This window comes from Baekduia soli, from assembly GCF_007970665.1.
Classification (GTDB): domain Bacteria; phylum Actinomycetota; class Thermoleophilia; order Solirubrobacterales; family Solirubrobacteraceae; genus Baekduia; species Baekduia soli.
In genome coordinates, this window is the sequence record NZ_CP042430.1 from 3197607 (window position 1) to 3215676 (window position 18070).

Consider the following 18070-nt stretch of genomic DNA (forward strand, 5'->3'; position numbering starts at 1 on the left):
AGGAGGCCGGCTGGTGCGCTTCTGCGCCGTCGGCGTCCTCAACACGATGCTCACGCTGGCGGCCTTCGAGGCCCTGACGCACGTCGGCCTTCCGGCCGCGCCCGCTTCGGCGCTGGGATTCGCGCTCGGGGCCGTCAACGGATACCTGATCAATCGCCGCTGGACCTTCCGGAGCACGCGGCACGGCACCGCGACGCTGCTGCGCTACGTGGCGGTCCAGGCCTTCGGTGCCGCGCTGAGCGCCGCCGGCGTCGCGCTGGCGAGCTCTGACCTCGCCGTCCGCCATCTGGCTGCCGAGGCCGTGGTGCTCCCGATCGTGACCCTCGTCACCTACACGTTGGCGCGTCGCCTGGTCTTCGGCGTCCCGCCGGCGGCCCGGGCGGCCTGAGCGCGCCACCCGGCACGGCCGGGTCCCGCGTCAGCGCGACGGCTCACGGGCGCCGCCCACCGCGCAGGGCGTCTCGAGCTGGTGGTCGGGGAGGATGCCGGCGTGCCGGGCGACCGCGATCGCCTCCGACACGGCGCCGGCGCCGAGCTTGCTGCGGGCACTGTCCAGGATCCGGTGCACGATGCCCTCCTCCAGGCCCAGGTCGCGGGCCGTGGCGGCCGGCTCGATCTGCAGCTCGGCCATGGCGAGCAGGCGGTATTCCTTGGCCGTCAGGCGCGGAATCCAGGTGTGGGGCGGGGTGGACAGGAGGTCGTGGCGGCCCGCGAGGACCCGAGGCGCATGCGCGGTCCCGGCGCAGGCACGGACGGCGCGGAGCAGGACGGCGCGGTCGGCATCCTGGGTGACGCAGGCCGCGGCTCCGGCCCGAAGGCCGCCGCGGACCAGCGGCCCGTCGTTGTAGGCCGCCAGTAGCACGATGGGAACATCGGGACCGTCCTGGGCGAGCTCGGCCGCCACGCCGATGCCGCCCATGCCGGGCATGCGGATGTCAAGGAGCGCGACGTCGGGCTGGTGGTGGCGGATGAGCCGCAGGGCGGCGAGGCCGTCGTCGCCCTCGGCCACCACGGTCTCGCCGGCGTGCCGAAGCTCCCGGACCATCGCGCGGCGGTACAAGGGGTGATCGTCGACGACCACGAGGCGGAGGGAGTCGTGCCGGGCCGGCGTGGCAGATGGGTTCATCGTCGCTCCCTGGGGAGGCAAGGGGGTGAGCGGCCAGGGTCGCCGGCATCGCCCCGGCAGCCAATCGGCCGCACGGCGGATGGCGAGGACGAGCACGTGCTCATCCCTCGGCCGAGGCGTTCCTACTCGAGCAGCCCGCGCCGCATGGCCTCGGCCACCGCCGCGGCGCGGTCCCCCACGCCGAGCTTCTCGTAGAGGTGGGCCAGGTGCGTCTTGACGGTCGCCGTGCTCAGGTAGAGCTGTGCGCTGATGGCGGGCGCGGACATGCCCTGGGCGATGAGCACGAGGATCTCGTGCTCGCGGGCGGTCAGCACCGGACGGTCGACATCGATCTCGCGGGCGTGGATCTCGGTGAACACGCCCGACTGCAGCCGCGGGTCCAGGACCTTCTCGCCGCGGGCGATCGCCGCGATCGCATCGCAGATGGCGTCGCGCTCGGCGTCCTTGGACCAGTAGCCCGAGGCGCCGGCCGCGACCGCGGCGTACACGACGGCGCTCTCCTGCGCGGCCGACAGCACGAGCACGCGCGTGGGGGAGTCGTCGCGCGCGAGGGCCTCCACGACGTCCAGGCCACGCAGGCCCGGCATCCGCATGTCCAGGACGGCGACGTCGGGCGACAGCCGCCGGATCTGCTCGAGTGCCTCACGGCCGTCGGACGCGGTGGCCACCAGCTCGAGGTCAGGTCGGCCGGAGACCGCCTGGGCCAACGCCTCGCGGTACAGCGGGTGGTCGTCGGCGACGACGACCGTGGCGCGCTTGCGGGCCTCGGGCATGCCATCTTCTACCAGCCCCCACGCCGGGGATCATCCGTCATCACATCCGGTCGGCGGATGGGCGGGCTACGGAGGCGGGCCGAGCATGGCGTCATGTCCGATCAGACCCGGTCCGCCGTTCGTCCGCCCGCGCAGCGCTCGCGCGAACCCGCGCCGCGACCGTTCCGCGTCCTCGTGGCCGACGACCACCCGCTGGTGCTCGACGGTCTCGTGCGGGCCCTCCTCGACGACGGGCGCTTCGAGGTCGTCGGCCAGGCCTCCGATGGGGCGTCGGCCATCGTGCTGGCCGACGAGCTCGGGCCCGACCTTGCGGTCCTCGACGTGCGCATGCCCGGGATGGACGGGCTGCAGGCCATGGAGGCGATCGTCGAGCACGTCCCGCGGACGCGCGTCGTGCTGCTCAGCGCCTTCGACGACGAGCTGGTCATCACCAGTGCCGTGGCGGCCGGTGCTGCCGGGTACGTGCTCAAGGACACCGACCGCCGGACGATCTGCGACGCGCTGGCGCGGGTCGCCGGCGGGGAGACGGTGCTGCCCGAGGCCGGGCCCCGTCCCGAGCGTCCCTCGTCGGCCCGGCCCGAGCTCACCCTGCGCGAGCGCAACGTCCTGCTGTTGGTCGGCAACGGCTGGGATCACAAGCTCATCGCATCGTGGATGGACCTCGAGCCCGAGGACGTCGACTGGTACCTCAGCCGTGCCTTCGTCAAGCTCGGAGTCGATGAACCCGACCGGGCTGTGCTCTCGGCCCGTGCCTGCGGTCTGCTGCCGTGATCTCCAGGTGAGGGTGCAGCCGGTGGGGGAGACGGGCGGAGCAGGGGAGCAGGCTGCGGGCCTCGCAGACGTGCCCGGCGCGGTCGCGGTCGGTGTGCTGCGGCTCCTGCTCATGCCGGTCATCCTGATCGGCGAGCGGCTGGTCTCGCACCCGGTGCATCAGGGCGCGGCGTTCGTCGCGGTCCTCGCCGCCGGCGCGCTGTACGCCGTCGGTGCGCTGGCCGCTCACCTTCGATCGTGGCGCCGCGGCCGGGCGAGGGCCGGCTCTCCGGCCGCATGGAGCCGGTCGTCGACCTCCTGATGATCTGCGCGCTGGTCTACGTCTCCGGCGGTCCGTTCTCGCAGGCCCGGGCCGCGCTCTTCGCGCCGCCGCTGGTCGCCGCGATTCGCCTGCGGCCATGGCTCACCGCCGCCTGGGCGCTGCTCGCGGTCATCGCCTACGTCGCGGTCTCGCTGCCGCACCCGGCACTGCATGATCAGGACGCCGCCGGGCAGGTGCTGGTCGGCGCCTGTTACCTGGGGTGGGTCGGCCTGGCCGCAGTCGCGCTGTCGACCCTGCTGAGGACGCACACGGAGCGCCTGCGCCGGCTCGCCGACGAGCGGCGCAGCCTGGTCCGCCAGGCCCTGGAGTCCGAGAGCCGCGCGCGGCGACGGCTCGGCGCCTTCCTGCACGACCAACCCGTCCAGACGCTGCTGCTGGCCGCCCAAGAGCTCGAGGAGGCACGGCGCGGCGATGCTCGCGCCCTGGACCGGGCCGAGACGGCCGTGCGCACGACGGTGGCGCAGCTGCGCTCCGAGATCTCCGAGCTGCACTCCCACGTGCTCGACCACGCCGGTCTCTGCGCGGCGCTCGACGACCTCGCCCAGCGCTGGTCGCGGCGCGCCGGCATCGCCGTCTGCGCCCGCGTCGACCCCGGCGCCACCGGCAGGCACGACGCGCTGATCCTCGCCGCGGCGAGCGAGCTCGTCGCCAACGCGGCGCATCACGGTGCGCCCGAGCGCATTGTCATCACCGTGAAGAACCGGGAGGGGAACGTCGCGCTGCGGGTCGCCGACGACGGACGCGGGATGGATCCGCAGACCCGCGCGGACGCGGTCGCGCAGGGACGCATCGGATTGGCATCGCTCACCGAGCGCGTGCAGGCGCTCGGTGGCCGGCTGGAGATCGGGCCCGTCTCGGGATCGGGCACCGTGGTCACCGCGATCGTCCCGCGCCGCCCGTGATGCCGCGGGCCTCGTCACATGACGACGCCGGACGGAACCTCATCCCCGGGGTCATCCGGTCGCGCGATGGGCGTCGCGGCGCGGCCGCAGCAGGGTGCTCGCATGACGACTTCAGCGGCGGTGGTGGATCGAGGCGAGCCGATCACCTTGGCCGACGAGCTCGAGCGCGTCCGGCTCGTGCACCGCGTGCGCCGGATCGAGCAGGTGCTGTCGGTGCTGGCCGAGCGCCAGCGCGAGCGCGAGCTGTCCGGCGACGTGCCGCCGGGACTGGCTCTGGCGATCGAAGGCTTCGGTGCGGAGCGAGATCGCCTGTGCGTCCTGCTGGCCGGCGGCGCCGGTCGGCTCGCCGCCGCCGGTGGCGGAAGGAGCGCGCCACCTGCGGTGTCCTCCTGAGCGGACCACCGATCACGGGAGACGCGCATGCATCTGAACACTCCAGCGAGCCTGGCACTGTTGGCCGGGATCGCCGTGCTCGCCCTCAGCGCCTGTGGCAGCTCGGCGCCAAAGGCCGCGACGTCCGCCGGCTCGACGTCGTCGACGACGCTCAGGCTCTCGGCCGACCCCGGCGGGGCGTTGAAGTTCGACACCACCAAGCTGAGCGCCAAGGCCGGCTCGGTCACCCTGCAGATGGACAACCCGGCCGGCAGCGGCGTTCCCCATGCCATCGCCGTCAGTGGCCATGGGGTCAACCAAGCGGGCCAGACGGTCCAGCCCGGGGGAACCTCGACGGAGACCCTCACGCTCAAGCCGGGGACCTACACCTTCTTCTGCCCGGTGCCCGGGCACGAGGCAGCCGGGATGAAGGGAACGCTGGTGGTCAGCTGACGCCTGTCGCTTCGTCGGCGGGGCGGGCAATGCGCACCTCGGGTCGGCACGGAGGCCATCGCGCCGCTCGTGGCCGTCCGCTGGTGATGCGGTGGTGGCCGTGGCGCTCGTCCCGCGCATCATCCGGTCGCGCGATGGGCGGCGGGTCATCTCGGGACGATCCTGGCGCGATGGACACCGAACCAGGCGCGACCCGCCGGCCGACCGGAACAGCCGCAGCCGCCCGGCCCCGCAGCGCCCCGCGACTCCTGGCCCTGGCCGGTGCCCTGGCGTGGCTGATCGCCACGACCTCGACCGCGATCGCGCACGCTTCGGCGACGGTGTCGAGCAACTGGGCCGGCTATGTCGCCCACCGCTCGGGTGTGCGCTTCGAGCACGCGACCGCATCGTGGGTGCAGCCGACCACCACCTGCTCGGCGGGGCGTCGCACCTACTCCGCTGACTGGGTCGGGCTCGGCGGGTACTCCTCGACCTCGAAGGCGCTGGAGCAGATCGGCACCGAGGCCGACTGCTCCTCCAACGGCTCTGCGCACTACAGCAGCTGGTTCGAGATCGTGCCGCAGGCGGGCCGTCGTACCCCGGTGGCGGTCCGGCCCGGCGACCTCGTCACGGCCGCCGTCACCGTCTCCGGTTCCACGGTGACCTTGCGCCTGGTCGACCACACCACCGGCGCCGCGTTCTCCCGCCGGACGACCGCCTCGCCGGTCGACGTGACGAGCGCCGAGTGGATCGTCGAGGCGCCGTCGCTCTGTCTCCCCGGGGCGCAGGCCTGCGAGACCATGCCCCTGGCCGACTTCTCCGGCACGACCTTCGGCGCAGCCGCCGCGACGGACCGGGCCGGGCACACCGGAGGGATCGCCGACCCGTCCTGGAGGGCGGTGAGCGTCGATCTCGCCACCGGTGCGGCGGCGGGTCGCTCGTTCGCCGACGGGCGTCTTGCGTCCATCCAGGCTGGGGGACGCGCCACGGTGGGCGGCCTCGACGGTCCTGGACGCAGCTTCACGGTGACCTACCAGGACACCCAGGCGGGACCTCCGGGCACGCCCGGGATCTCGGGCCCCGGCTCGCCGGTCGGGCCTCCGGGACCGTGACGGCCAGGAGATCGCAAGACCCGGGCCTGCGCGCCCCTGGCGCTCCTCAGCACACCAGGACGTCAACGAGCCTCCGTCCTGGCTTCGGTGGTGTGCCGCTTGACCGGCACCGCGGGCAGCGCTGCGACCTGCCGGCGGGTGAGCGTGATGGTGACCTGATCGGTCTCGACCCGGTCGACCGCGCCGATCGGGATCGTGACCTCCCGTCGTCCCCAGAGGTGGCCGTGACGCAGCCCATGCGGGTCGAGTCGGTGGCAGCGATCGGGAGTCCGTCGGTACTCGAAGTTCGCCTTCCTCGGACCCGACGGCGCGGGCAAGACGACGACCGTCGAGGATCGCCGCAGCGGTTAACACGACGCAAAGACGACGTGAGCCCGCGCGCAAGACCGGGCGGCGCATGCTGGCGTCATGGCCAGCTACGACGCGTTCATCGGCCGTCACCGCCGGGGTTCCATGTGATGCGCACCGCGCGCCCGACGGCCGCCATCCTGGCGACGTCGTTGGCGCTGGCTGCCACCGGCGGCCGGTGGGTGACCGCCGCGCGCGGCGGCCCGCTGCCGGTGGCCGACGCCACCGTGGCGGTGGCGAGGGCCGGCCGCGTCGTACCGCGCAGCTTCCTCGGCTTCTCGGTCGAGTACCCCAGCGTGTCGGCCTACTTCGGCTCCGCCGCCACCCCGACGCCGGGCCTGATCCGCCTGCTGCGCACGCTGGACAGGGCCCAGCACGGTCCGCCCGCGCTGCGGATCGGCGGCAACTCGGCCGACGCCACCGCCTGGGAGCCCACCGGTGTGCGGCCGGCTCCGCAGATCCGGACCGCGCTGGGCCCGGCGTTCCTGATGCGCCTCCGCGCCGTCGAGGCGCGCGTACACGCGCCGCTGGCGCTCGCGCTCGACCTGGCCCTGCAGCAGCCCGCCGATGCCGTGGCGTTCGCGCGGGCGGCTCAGACGGCGCTGCCGCCGGGTTCGCTGCAGAGCCTGGAGATCGGCAACGAGCCCGACTTCTACGCCCGGCGCCAGCCGACGCCGCGCGGCGTGCTGGGGCCGCCGCGCTTCCCGCGGCTGCGTCACTACGGCACGGCGCAGTACACGGCCGGGGCGCTGCGCTACGCCGCCGCGCTGCGGGCCGGGGTACGGCCGCTGCCGCGCCTGGTGGTGGGAAGCCTGGCCGGGACCGCGTGGGAGCCGGCGATCCCCGGCCTGCTGCACCGTATGTCCGCCGTGAGGTCGGGCGTCGCGCTTCACGCCTATCCGCTCTACGGCTGTCACGCCGGGCCGCGGCGAGGGGTGTCGGTGGCCGGTCTGCTGGCTCCCGCTGCCTCCTCCGGCCTGGCCCAGCGCGTGGACCGGATGCTGCGGGTCGAGCACGCCACGCCGTCCACGACGCGCGTGACCGAGCTCAACTCGGTGACCTGCGGCGGCCTGGGCGGTGTCAGCGACACGTTCGCCTCGGCGCTGTGGTCGGCCGCGACGCTGTTCGATCTGGTGTCGACCGGCGTGGCGGGCGCCGACATCCACACGTCCGCGGGCGCTCCCTACGCGCCGTTCGCGGTCACCCACCGCAACGGGCGCATCCAGGTGCAGGCCCGGCCGTTGTTCTACGGGTTGCTGCTGTTCGCGCGGGCGGCCCCCGCGGGAAGCCGCGTCGTGCCGGTCGCGGTGCGCTCGGCGGCCGGCCTGGAATTGTGGTCGACGGTCGATGCACGCCGCATCGTGAGGATCGTGGCGATCAACCCGTCCACGACGGCGCGGGTCGTCTCGGTGGCGGCCCCGGGGGTGTCCAGCGGGACTGTGGCGTCGATCTCGATGCTGCGGGCTCCGGGTCCTGCGGCGCGCAGCGGCGTGAGCCTCGGCGGTCAGGCGATCGGCCCCGACGGCCGGCTGCACGGCCCGGTCCGGTCGCTGCGCGTGGTCGCCCTCCGAGGTCGCTACCGCGTGGCGTTGCCGGGAGACTCCGCAGCGCTCGTCACGCTTCCGGGACCGCCGGCGGCCGCCGCGGGGCCAGGCGTCCTCAAGGCGTCGGCGCGGCGGGCAGTCGCAGCGCGAAGCACGCTCCCGGCGACTCGTCCTCGAGCGTGAGGTCGCCGTCCATCTGGCGTGCGAGCTCGCGGCCGATGGCCAGGCCGAGGCCGAAGCCGCCGTCCGTGGCGTTCGTGCCGCGGGCAAAGCGCTCGAAGATCCGGTCGCGGTCCTCGGGAGCCACGCCGGCGCCATCGTCGCCGACGAGCACGACGGCCACGCCGTCCTGTGCCTCTGAGCGGGCGTGGACCCGGCCGCCCCGGGGGGTGTGGCGCAGGGCGTTGTCGAACAGGACGCGCAGGATCTGGGCCACGCCCCCAGGGTCGCCGACGGCCCAGAGCACGTGCTCGCCGCCGTGGACCTCGAGCGTCTTGCCCTGCTCGTGCAGCCGGACCTCCTGCTCGGCGGCGACCTCCCGGAGCACGGCCGACAGCTCGATGAGCTCGCTGCGCAGCGGGATGCCGGCGTCGATCCGGCTGAGGTCGAGCAGCTCGCCCGCCAGCTGGGACAGCCGTTGGACCTGGCGATCGGCCCTGACGGCCTGGTCGTGGGCGGCGCGCACGTCCGGCGGCGTGGCGGCCAGGTCCTCGACCAGCATGTCGAGCATCAGCGTCAACGAGGCCAGCGGTGTGCGCAGCTCGTGCGAGGCGGTGGCCACGAAGGCTCGGCGGGCGCGCTCCTGCTCGCCGAGGCGCTCCTGCATCGTGGCAAACGCCCGGCTGAGATCGCCGATCTCGTCGCGCCCACGATCGGGGCGCAGCTCGGCCTCGGGCCCGATCTCCGAGACCCGCAGCGCGGTGTCGCGCAACCTGCGGATCCGGCGCACCATGCGCCCGGCGAGCAGCAGCCCGGCCAGCAGCGCCCCTCCGAGCCCGGCGGCCGCCGCGACGGTGAACGCGCGCCGCACGACGGCGGAGATCCTCGGCACGTCGATCGGCTTGCGCGCCGCGAGAACGACAGCTCGTCCGTGGATGCTGACCGGGAAGGCGACCTCGGCCAGCGCCTGGCCACCGGAGCCGATGACGGCGCGCTGCAGCCGGCCCGAGCGCGCGGCAGACGTCGCGGTGGTGAACTGCAGCGCGTCGTCGGGGTCGGTGCTGACCAGGACCCGGCCGCCGGGCTGCAGGACGTCCACGACGGCGCCGTTGTGGCGGGCCAGCACGCGCGCGGCCCGCAGCAGCCGCGGGTTGCCTCGGGTCACGTCCTGGGGATCCAGGATGGCCAGGGCCCCGCGCTCGTTGCGCAGGGAGGCGGCGAAGCCGCTCACGGCGTTGTCGCGCAGGCGCTGGTCCAGCGGTGAGAGCAGCGTGACGGCGGCCACCACCAACGTGAGCGCGCTGATCGCCGCGAGGACGCCGACGACGCGGGCACGCAGGCCGAGGTGCACGATCAGGGCTCACCGATGCGGTAGCCGGCGCCGCGCACGGTCAGGATGAGCTTGGGGTCCTCGGGGCGCTCCTCGAGCTTTTCGCGCAGGTGGCGGATGTGGACGTCGATGGCCCGCGGGTCGCGGTAGGCGCTGTCGCCCCAGATCGCGCGCAGCAGGTCGTGGCGGCTGTGGACGCGGTCGCGCTGGGCCATGAGGCTGTGCAGCAGCTCGAACTCCGAGAACGTCAGCGCCACTGGACGTCCGTCGCGCTGGACCTCGCGCAGCCCGGGGTCCAACGTCAGCGGCCCGGCAGCGAGTGGGCTGTCGACGCGGGCGCCGCTGCCGGCGCGGCGCAGGACCGCCCGGATGCGGCTGCGCAGCTCGGCCGGCCGGAACGGCTTGACCACGTAGTCGTCGGCTCCCGCCTCGAGCCCGAGGACCGCGTCGGCCTCGCTGTCCATGGCCGTGAGCATGATGATCGGCAGGTTGTTGCGCCGTCCGCGCAGGACCCGGCAGACCTCGTATCCGTCCGGGCTCGCGGGCCCCAGCGCGACGTCGAGCAGCAGCACGTCGAAGGGCTCTGTGCTGGCCCGGTCGATGGCGGAGCGGCCGTCGGGCACGGCGACGACGCGGTGGCCCTCGCGCTCGAAGGACTGGCGCAGCGCGTCACGCAGCAGCGATTCGTCGTCGCAGACCAGGATGTTGAGGTGCTGTGCCGCCACGTCGGCGCCAACCGTATCCGGCGCCGCGTGGGGCGTGCCGGCGGCCGGATCGATGGGGCGCCCTGGTCACCCGGCTGCGCGCGCGGCACGGAGGTCGCGGCGCAGGGTGCCCAGCTCGCGGAAGGCCCGCGCGACCACACGCGGGCTTGCCCCGCTCTGCTCCCCGGCGACCCTCGGGCGGTGGTGGACGCCGAGCTGCTCCAGGCGGGCGCCCGCCCCCAGGCAGCGGACGAGCAGCTCGGTGCTGATCATCGCCCCTCCGGAGCGCAGCTCGAAGCGTCGCAGCAGGTCGGTGCGGATGAGCTTGAAGGCGCAGTCGACGTCGCGCACGGGCAGGTCGAAGACGTGGCGCACCAGCCAGTTCCACGCGGCGGCGTTGACGCGGCGGTTCACCGGATCCTGGCGCAGGATGCGCCACCCGACGACGAGGTCGGCACGCGCGGCGGCGGGCAGGAAGGTCTCGAGCTCGCCGAGGTCGAACTGCAGGTCGGCGTCGGTCAACAGCACCCACGGCATCCGTGCTGCACCGATGCCGGTCCGCACCGCGTCGCCGTATCCCTGGTTGTGCGAATGCACGACCAGGCGCACGCGCCGGTCGCGGGTCGCGAACCGCGCGGCGATGGCCGCGGTCTCGTCGCTGCTGCCGTCGTCGACGACGACGATCTCGTGCTCCATCGCGCACCGCTGAGCCGCGCGCGTGGCGGCACGGATCGCATCGGCCACGTTGTCGGCCTCGTTGAAGCAGGGCAGCACGACGGTCAGGCCGGGGAGGACGCCGGGCGCGCGACGCAGGCCATCGCCCGTGCCGGCGAGGGCGTCGGTGGGCTCGGGTCCGAGGGCGTCGGTGGGCTCGGGGTCGATGGGGTGCACGACGACCGGGTGATGCACGGGGGCTCCTTCGAGGGCGACGGGGAAGGGGGACGCCGTCACCTTGGCAGCGGGCCTGTTGAGCCCGGGCTCGCACCACGTTGGGATGGAGTTAGGGCACCGATGGCCTGTGCCCGCCGCGCCTCCCGGCCGGTCCAACCCGACGCTAACGTCGCGCGAACCCGGTGTCCTTCGGCCGGCCGGCACCGTGAGGTCATGGGCCACCGTCGCTCCGCGAGCTCCGTCGATCCCCAGGCCCGCAGGCGCCGGGGCGCGCACGGCGGGCGCCGCCGCGGCGACGGCTGGTGGCGTCGCGGTGCCGGGTGCGGTCGTCTGGGTGGTCCTGGCCGCCGCGCAACGCCCGTCGACGCTCTCGCCGCCGACGCTTCGCGCGCCGGCGGCGTGGCTGCTCGGGCCGTTGCACGGGCTGCTGCCGGGTCTGACGTCCGGCGTGGCGCGGCTGCATTTCGACCTGGTCGTGGCCCTTGTCGTGGCCGGGGTGGGCTGGGTCGTGGCCTGGGCGGCGGCGCCCGCGTTGCGCTCCGGCGTCCTGCTCGGGGTCAGCGCGCTCGCCCAGCTCGTTCTCGTCCTGGGTCCGCCGCTGCCGTTGACCGACGTGTTCAACTACGAGCTCTACGGGCGCATGGCAGCCCTCCATGGGCTCAACCCCTACCGGGCGCTGCCCGTCGCGGCCGCGAACGACCCCGCGTACGCCCTGTCGAACTGGCATCACCTCAGCAGCCCATACGGCCCGCTGTTCACCGCGCTGTCCGAGCTGCTGGTCCCGTTCGGCGCCCACGGCTGGCTGACGGCGTGGAAGGCCGTCGTCGTGGTCTGCGGGGTGGGCTCGGTGGCGTTGGTCGGCGCCATCGCCGCACGCCTCGGCAGCTCCCGCCCTCGCGCCATCGCGGCCTTCGGGCTGAGCCCGCTGCTGCTGATCGCCGAGGTCGGCGGCCTGCACAACGACGTCCCGGCCGTCCTGTGCCTCCTGGCCGCCGCGTGGTGCCTGGTCCGCGGCCGCGGCGCCGGCGCGCCGCGGTGGGTCAACGCGGCCGCGGGCGTCCTCGTCGTCACGGCGGCCGGCATCAAGCCCTCGTTCGCGATCGTGATCGGCATGGTCGTCCTGGGTGCGCGCAGCCGGCTCTGGGCCGTCGCGGGCGCCGCGGTGGCGCTGGCCGCGCTGGCGGTGCCGACCTTCGCCGTCTATGGCGGCGCGCTGCCGGACATCCACACGCAGGGAGCTCTCGTGACTCCGCTGAGCGTGCCCAACCTGCTGGGTCTGGCCGCAGGGCACGGGGGCGCCGACGCCGCGGTTCGGTCCGTCGCCCGCGACGTGATGGTCCTCGTCGGCGCGGCCGGCACGCTGGCCGTGGGGTGGCGGCGGCGGTGGGCGCTGTCGGCCATCGGGGTCGTGCTCTTCTGCGCCGTCCTGACGCTGCCCTGGGTGATGCCCTGGTACCTGGTCTGGGCCCTGCCGTTCATCGCCGTCGGGCGCCCGCGGGCGCTGGTCCCCGTGGCCGTGATCGCGACGGGCTGGCTGGTCGTCGGCGGTCTGCCTCAGCTGCCCGGCATCCTGCACAGCTTCGGGTACTTCCCCACGCGGCTGTCCACCGGCCTGGCCAACCATCGCGAGTTCGTGCGGCTGCTGCAGTGAGCGTCCGGTGCACGGCAACGTGCGCACGAGTCCGTGCCGTGCGTCATGCTGCTCGCCGATGTCAGAGCTCAGACGCTGCGTCGCCCGGCCCCTGACCCTCCGCCGTTGCTCCGGCTGACATGCGCCGCCACCTCGTCGTCGGAACGGCCGGCGCCGTCCTGCTGGGCGCCGTCGTCTCGCTGTGGCTGGCCGCGGTGACCTCGTCGGCGCCGCCTCCGAGCGGCGGCACGCCGGCGCCCGGCGACCCTGCGGGGTGTGTGCCGCTCCCGGCCGGTTCGCATGTGCTGGCCGCCATCGACGGGCGGATCCCCGTCGTGGTGCACGTCGGGCGCACGACGCGCCCGGGCGCGCCATTGGTCCTCGGGCTGCCGGGGGCCGGCCAGACTGGCCGGGACTTCGCGTCCTACACGAACTACTCGGCGTTGGCCGACCGCGACGGGTTCTCGGTCGCCTATCCGACGGCGACCGGGGCACGTCCGTTCTGGAACGTCTCCGGATCGTTGCCCGGCAAGCCCGACGACGTCGCCTACCTGCGGAAGGTCATCGCCGCCGCCGTGGCCGCCACCTGCGCCGACCCCGATCGCGTCGGCGTCACGGGTGTGTCCAACGGCGGGGGGATGAGCGCACGGCTTGCGTGCGACACCTCCGACCTGATCGCCGCTGCGGCTCCGGTCGCGGGCGGCTACAAGACGCTGCCCGACTGCCATCCGGCCCGGCCGGTGCCGATCCTCGAGATCCACGGGACGGCCGACCACGTCGTGCCCTACGGCGGCAGCGGCCCGTCCGCGGCCGGCGCGGTCCCGGCGTTCCTGGCCCAATGGCGACAGCTGGACCATTGCTGGGGACGCCCGCGGGCCTCGGCGCCGCATCCCGACGTCATCGAGTTGCGCTGGGCGGGCTGCGCCGGCGGGGCGGTCGTCCAGCATGACCGCATCATCGACGCCGACCATGGCTGGCCGGGGAGGACCGACATCGATGATGTCAAGGGCTTTGCCTCGACACGGAGGACATGGGCGTTCCTGTCGTCGTTCCGGCGTTCGACGCCGTGATCCGCAGGATGTCATGAAGGGAACCTGGTCGCGACGGGGATTCGAGGACGGACGGCGCTGATCGGGCCGGTCGCGCGACGCGAGGTCCGCCGAGGTCGGCGACCCGCTCACGTGGTGCCGGAGCGGTGTGGGTGCGGGATGGAGGGGAGGGCCGCTGCGGATGTCGGTGTGGTGGTCGACGGGCCCGGCGGCGTGACGAGGGCCGGGGCAAGGCTGGGCGCGGGTGCCGGGCCGTCGGCGCGCAGGGGCTCGACCGGTCGTCCTGCGAGGGTCGCGGTCATGAAGTCGTGCCAGATGCGCGCCGGGACGCTGCCGCCGACCACGGGCGAGAAGCCGTCGAGTGACGTCATCGGGGTCTCAGACGATGGCGAGCCGACCCAGACGCAGGCGGCCAGCTGCGGGACGTAGCCGCAGAACCAGGCGTCGGCGGAGTTCTCGGCGGTCCCGGTCTTGCCGGCCGCCGGACGCCCGGGGTCGGCGGCCGTGCCCGTGCCGGCCTTGATGACGCGGATGAGCGCATAGGTGACCTGGGCGCTGACGGTGGGCGTCAGCACGCGGTTGCCCGGGGCGGGTGCCGGCAGCACGGAGGCGCCGCCGGGGGCCGTCACGCTGCGCAGCAGCTCGGGGGCGTGGTGCACGCCGCCTGAGGCCAGCGTCGCGAAGGCGTCGGTCATCTCCAGCGGTGAGACGCCTTCGGGGCCGAGGGTGATCGAGCAGACCGGCGTCAGCGGCGTGGTGATGCCCATGCGCTGCGCGGTGGCGGTGATGTTCTGCGGACCGACGCGGACGGCGACCTGCGCGAAGATCGTGTTGACCGAGTGCGCGATGGCGTCGGTGAGGTCCATGGTCCCGCTGCTCTCGTCGGCGAAGTTGTGCACCACCCAGGGACCGTCGGCGTTCTCGCAGCGCGGGTCGGGGATGGTCAGCGACGGAGGTCCCGACCACACCGAGCTCAGGGGGATCCCCTGATGCAGCGCGGTGGCCAGGGTGAAGACCTTGAAGGCGCTGCCGGCCTGGCGCCGCGACTGGGTCGCGAGGTTGAACGCCAACGTGCCTGCGCCCGGCGCCCGGGAGGCCATCGCCGGCACGGCGCCTGTCCGGGGGTCCACGGCGACCAGGGCCGCGGCGGGCCCGGGCGTGGTACCGATCCAGTGGCTGATGGCCTGCTGGGCCAGCCGCTGGGTCCGGGGCTGCAGCGTCGTCTGCACGCGCAGGCCGCCGTCACGCGCGCGTCCGGCCCCGACGCGCCGGGACAGCTCGGTCCGGGCGGCGTCGACGAACGTCGCCGAGGCGGTGGCTGCCGGCGTGGTGGCCGGCCGGGCCGGATGCAGCCCCAGAGGCGCGCGACGGGCTGTGCGGTACCGCGCGAGCGACAGCTCGCCCGCGCGGTGCATGGCGGCGAGCACCTGGTTGCGGCGCGCCAGCGCGGCCGCCGGGTGCAGCAGCGGGTCGTCCCGGGACGGCGCCTGCGGCAGGCCGGCCAGCAGCGCGGACTCAGGCAGCGACAGGTGGGCGGCCGGGCGCGAGAAGTAGGTCAGCGCCGCCGCCTGCGCGCCGCGGGCGTGGTCGCCGTAGAACACGGTGTTGAGGTAGCTCTCGAGGATCTTCGAGCGTGGCCAGCGCCGGAACAGCTGCACCGCCAGGCAGCTCTCGGTGAGCTTGCGCGACAACGTCATCGGCTCGCCGCCGAGGTAGCGGTTGCGCACGAGCTGCTGGGTGATCGTGGAGGCGCCCTGGACGACGTGTCCGCTGGTGAGGTCGGCGAGGACGGAGCGGGCGATGCCCAGGGCATCCAGGGCGCCGTGGTGCCAGAAGCGGCGGTCCTCGATCGCCACGGTCGCCTCCGGCAGCCAGGGCGACATGCTGCGCATCGCGACCGGGACGCGGTAGGCGGCCGACGGCACCGACCCCAGCGACGAGCCGTCGGAGGCGGACAGCAGCGTGGTGCCGCCCGTGACCACCGGGTGCGTCCTGGCCAGGTCGCAGCCGATCAGGGCGGCGGGCGCGTCGCCCTGCAGGGCGAGCACGAGGGCGGCGGCGGCGACGCTCAGCAGCACCGCGGACAGCGCCGCGGTGCGCAGCGCCCGGCGGCGTCCCCGCCGTACTCGACGCAGTCGGCTCCCGCGCATCACGCCGCGCGCAGCAGCTGCGCTTCGAGACGGTCCGGTGCTGCCATGCGCCGGTGCAGCGGCGGCCGGCCGGAGGAGACGTCGTTCGACGCAGCGCGGCGGCTGCATGCGAGGTTGGCCGGCGTCATGTGGGTGCTCCAGGAGGTGGGCGGTGCGCCGAGCCTGAGGGGATCGGCGCGGGAGGCGGCGAGGCGGCGGGCCGTCCCTCGGATCGCCGCGTGGTGCCCGTGCCCTGGGTCAGCCGCCGGCGGTGGCCTGCGTGGGCTCGGAGCCGAGAGTGAGGGTGACGCTCCTGGTGGCCGTCCCGCGGGTCAGCCTGACCGCGACCTTGTCGCCCGGCGTGTGCATCGTGATGGCGCCGATGAGCGCGCTGCTGTTGATCACGGGCGTGCCCCCGATACATGACCATCCTGGATGTTGGGTGCTGACGGGTAGGAGGCTGCTCGCGATGGGCGTCGAGCGCCATGGGCCGTTCGGAGGTCCGCCGGGGTGACGTGCGACCGACGATCGGCGGAGGGACGCGAGGCGGGCGGACCGATCGGCGCGCGCCAGAGGACGAGGAGCCCGCTGTTGGGCGGTCCGGCGATGACGCGCACGACGTCCCGTCGGGATCGCGCGTCGACGAGAGCGACGATCGCGCACACCGCGCGGACGTGCGGCGCCGCACGATGCTCCTCCGCCGGGGGTGGCCGGTCAGGGCTTGAAGATCATGAGTGCGAGGATGCCGAGCACGATCAGCGCCGACGTGTAGTTCGCGGCGCGCGAGACGCGATCGTCGAGGAGTTGCCGCAGCTTCGCGTCGAGCGGCCTACCGGTGGCAGCGAGGTCTGCGGCGTGGAGACGTGCGCGCTTGGGGCGCTGGCCTCCGTAGCCGCCGAGCGCGAGCGCCACGACGAAGAGCGCGAGGGCGGCCTGCACCCAGCCGGTGGAGAACCCGAAGCCGCTGAGGTGCACGAGCCACAGCCCGAATCCCAGCACGAGGATCATGCCGAGCGAGGCCAGCATCGCCCCAGCCCGTGCGATGCCGAGGATCGCGGTGATCTCGGCCGGGCTGCTGCGCCGGCGGGCAATCTCGAAGGGGGCGCCGGCGAGCACGATCCCCGAGGCGAACAGCAGCACGCCGAGGACGTGGCAGAACAGCGCGACCGTGTAGGTGGTGACCACCCGCAGGAGCGTACGTCAGCGCGCGTCGCCGCGGACCCTGCTGACGACCGACAGGGCGACCGCCGCGACCGCGGCGAGCAACAGGAACCCGATGGTGTAGCTGCCGGTCGCCGACTTGACCATGGCCATCACCAGCGGTGGGAAGAACCCACCGAGGCCGCCGGCGGCACCGACGACGCCGGTGACGGCGCCGACCTGATCCGGAAACCACTGGGCGACGAGCTTGAACACGGCACCCGTGCCCAACCCGAGCACCACACCCAGCGTGAGGCACTCCGCCGTCAGCGGCACCATGTGCTTGTAGGAGAAGCCGAGCAGGACCGCCAGCACGCCGGTGGCGATGAAGGAGACACGCAGCACGTGCTTGGGGTCCAGGCGGTCGGCGAGCAGGCCGCCGACGGGGCGGCCGAGGACGGCCAGCAGCGCGAAACCGGCTGCGCGAGAGCCGGCGTCGATCTTGCTCAGGCCGTAGACGCCGACGAGCAGCTTGGGCAGGTAGAGGAACATCGCGACGAAGCCGCCGAAGGACAGGAAGTAGAAGAGCGTCAGCGCCCAGGCGCGAGCGGATGTCCGGAAGATGGCCAGTGGAGCGACGAGCGACACCCTGCCGGTGCGCGGGGCGGGCTTGGCGGCGTCGCGGGCCATGCTGGCGAAGATGACGGTGGCGACGACCAGCACGCCGGCGGCGACGATGAACGGGGCCTGGAGTCCGAGTGGCTTGGCGATGCGCGGGGCCGTGAGCGCGGCGAGGACGGTGCCGCCCATGCCCATGCCGTAGACCCCCAGGGCGAAGCCGCGGCGCTCGGGCGGGTACCAGCCGTTGACGAACACGACGCCGACCGCGAACGAGGCGCCGGCTACGCCGAGGAGCAGCCCGAGCGCGATGACGGTCGCCAGCGCGTCGTGCCAGACGGCGAGTGCTGCGACGGGCACGATGCTGAAGGCCATCAGGGCGCTGAAGACGCGCCGTCCGCCGTAGATGTCGGCGAGGATGCCGAGCGGAACGCGGAGGATCGAGCCGAGCAGGACCGGGACGGCAACCATCGCCGCGGTCTGGAACTCCGAGAGCTGCAGGTGCTTCTGCAGCGTGGGCGAGAGCGGCCCGATGATGCTCCAGGCGTAGAAGCAGGCGGTGAACGCGAACGTTGCGAGGATGAGGGCACGGGTGGCGTGTGCCGTCTCCGGGCGGGCGCGCGCGCCCGGAACCGAGCGGGCAGGGCGGACCTGGGAGGAGAGCGCGCACATGCGGGGATCGTCGTCGGTGCCGGGGCGCCCCGACGACGGTGCCCGC

At 74.1% G+C, this 18070-nt stretch carries 20 protein-coding genes; 10 read left to right on the forward strand and 10 right to left on the reverse strand.

Annotated elements, in window-relative coordinates:
* Positions 1-13 precede the first annotated feature (13 nt).
* Positions 14-388: a GtrA family protein gene (locus FSW04_RS15200; RefSeq protein WP_187368810.1), complete on the forward strand. Its 375-nt coding sequence runs from the start codon at positions 14-16 to the stop codon at positions 386-388.
* A gap of 30 nt (positions 389-418) precedes the next feature.
* Here FSW04_RS15200 and FSW04_RS15205 read toward each other — a convergent pair whose 3' ends face one another.
* Both FSW04_RS15205 and FSW04_RS15210 read right to left on the reverse strand, forming a co-directional pair.
* On the reverse strand, positions 419-1126 hold the full coding sequence (locus FSW04_RS15205; RefSeq protein ID WP_146920718.1) for a response regulator: 708 nt from the start codon (positions 1124-1126) through the stop codon (positions 419-421).
* Between the two features lie 122 nt (positions 1127-1248).
* Positions 1249-1899 carry a response regulator transcription factor gene (locus FSW04_RS15210; RefSeq protein ID WP_146920720.1) on the reverse strand — a complete coding sequence of 217 codons (651 nt, stop codon included), beginning with the start codon at positions 1897-1899 and terminating at the stop codon, positions 1249-1251.
* A 93-nt stretch (positions 1900-1992) separates the two neighbouring features.
* Here FSW04_RS15210 and FSW04_RS15215 point away from each other — a divergent pair, with 93 nt between their 5' ends.
* The 7 genes from FSW04_RS15215 to FSW04_RS15245 all read left to right on the forward strand — a co-directional run bounded on the left by FSW04_RS15215 (position 1993) and on the right by FSW04_RS15245 (position 7885).
* On the forward strand, positions 1993-2670 hold the full coding sequence (locus tag FSW04_RS15215; RefSeq protein ID WP_187368811.1) for a response regulator transcription factor: 678 nt from the start codon (positions 1993-1995) through the stop codon (positions 2668-2670).
* A gap of 70 nt (positions 2671-2740) precedes the next feature.
* The gene (locus FSW04_RS15220) at positions 2741-2971 is read left to right on the forward strand and encodes a hypothetical protein (protein ID WP_146920725.1); all 231 of its coding nucleotides are present in this window, start codon (positions 2741-2743) and stop codon (positions 2969-2971) included.
* On the forward strand, positions 2947-3894 hold the full coding sequence (locus FSW04_RS15225; RefSeq protein WP_146920727.1) for a sensor histidine kinase: 948 nt from the start codon (positions 2947-2949) through the stop codon (positions 3892-3894). The genes FSW04_RS15220 and FSW04_RS15225 overlap by 25 nt, the downstream gene beginning before the upstream one ends.
* A 66-nt stretch (positions 3895-3960) precedes the next feature.
* Entirely contained in the window at positions 3961-4287 is a 327-nt protein-coding gene (locus FSW04_RS26120) for a hypothetical protein (protein WP_187368812.1), read from the forward strand.
* Between the two features lie 60 nt (positions 4288-4347).
* On the forward strand, positions 4348-4719 hold the full coding sequence (locus FSW04_RS15235; protein WP_187368813.1) for a plastocyanin/azurin family copper-binding protein: 372 nt from the start codon (positions 4348-4350) through the stop codon (positions 4717-4719).
* A 170-nt stretch (positions 4720-4889) separates the two neighbouring features.
* Complete coding sequence (locus tag FSW04_RS15240; protein ID WP_187368814.1) at positions 4890-5810, forward strand: G1 family glutamic endopeptidase; 921 nt, start codon at positions 4890-4892, stop codon at positions 5808-5810.
* Positions 5811-5902: 92 nt separating this feature from the next.
* Positions 5903-7885: a hypothetical protein gene (locus FSW04_RS15245; protein ID WP_146920736.1), complete on the forward strand. Its 1983-nt coding sequence runs from the start codon at positions 5903-5905 to the stop codon at positions 7883-7885.
* On the opposite strand, the gene FSW04_RS15250 is transcribed toward FSW04_RS15245, so the two are convergent.
* The 3 genes from FSW04_RS15250 to FSW04_RS26125 all read right to left on the reverse strand — a co-directional run bounded on the left by FSW04_RS15250 (position 7818) and on the right by FSW04_RS26125 (position 10804).
* Positions 7818-9212 carry a HAMP domain-containing sensor histidine kinase gene (locus FSW04_RS15250; protein WP_146920738.1) on the reverse strand — a complete coding sequence of 465 codons (1395 nt, stop codon included), beginning with the start codon at positions 9210-9212 and terminating at the stop codon, positions 7818-7820. The two genes, FSW04_RS15245 and FSW04_RS15250, sit on opposite strands and share 68 nt — an antisense overlap.
* A 2-nt stretch (positions 9213-9214) precedes the next feature.
* A complete protein-coding gene (locus FSW04_RS15255; protein ID WP_146920740.1) occupies positions 9215-9916 on the reverse strand; it encodes a response regulator transcription factor in 702 nt (233 codons plus the stop codon).
* Between the two features lie 66 nt (positions 9917-9982).
* The gene (locus FSW04_RS26125) at positions 9983-10804 is read right to left on the reverse strand and encodes a glycosyltransferase family 2 protein (RefSeq protein ID WP_187368815.1); all 822 of its coding nucleotides are present in this window, start codon (positions 10802-10804) and stop codon (positions 9983-9985) included.
* A 295-nt stretch (positions 10805-11099) separates the two neighbouring features.
* Between FSW04_RS26125 and FSW04_RS26130 the strand changes: the two genes are divergently transcribed.
* A complete protein-coding gene (locus FSW04_RS26130) occupies positions 11100-12437 on the forward strand; it encodes a hypothetical protein (RefSeq protein WP_187368816.1) in 1338 nt (445 codons plus the stop codon).
* 119 nt (positions 12438-12556) lie between these two features.
* Positions 12557-13486: an alpha/beta hydrolase family esterase gene (locus tag FSW04_RS15270; protein ID WP_146920743.1), complete on the forward strand. Its 930-nt coding sequence runs from the start codon at positions 12557-12559 to the stop codon at positions 13484-13486.
* 107 nt (positions 13487-13593) lie between these two features.
* Here FSW04_RS15270 and FSW04_RS15275 read toward each other — a convergent pair whose 3' ends face one another.
* The 5 genes from FSW04_RS15275 to FSW04_RS15285 all read right to left on the reverse strand — a co-directional run bounded on the left by FSW04_RS15275 (position 13594) and on the right by FSW04_RS15285 (position 18024).
* Positions 13594-15615: a transglycosylase domain-containing protein gene (locus FSW04_RS15275; RefSeq protein ID WP_187368817.1), complete on the reverse strand. Its 2022-nt coding sequence runs from the start codon at positions 15613-15615 to the stop codon at positions 13594-13596.
* Positions 15615-15743 (reverse strand): hypothetical protein, encoded by a 129-nt coding sequence (locus FSW04_RS27895; protein WP_267128231.1) that lies wholly within the window; start codon positions 15741-15743, stop codon positions 15615-15617. The genes FSW04_RS15275 and FSW04_RS27895 overlap by 1 nt, the downstream gene beginning before the upstream one ends.
* A gap of 109 nt (positions 15744-15852) precedes the next feature.
* Positions 15853-15999 (reverse strand): hypothetical protein, encoded by a 147-nt coding sequence (locus FSW04_RS26135; RefSeq protein ID WP_187368818.1) that lies wholly within the window; start codon positions 15997-15999, stop codon positions 15853-15855.
* Positions 16000-16308: 309 nt separating this feature from the next.
* Positions 16309-16779, reverse strand: a complete 471-nt coding sequence (locus FSW04_RS15280; RefSeq protein ID WP_187368819.1) for a DUF2269 family protein — start codon at positions 16777-16779, stop codon at positions 16309-16311.
* A 15-nt stretch (positions 16780-16794) separates the two neighbouring features.
* Positions 16795-18024, reverse strand: coding sequence for an MFS transporter (locus FSW04_RS15285; RefSeq protein WP_146920746.1), 1230 nt, complete (start codon positions 18022-18024; stop codon positions 16795-16797).
* Positions 18025-18070: the final 46 nt, after the last annotated feature.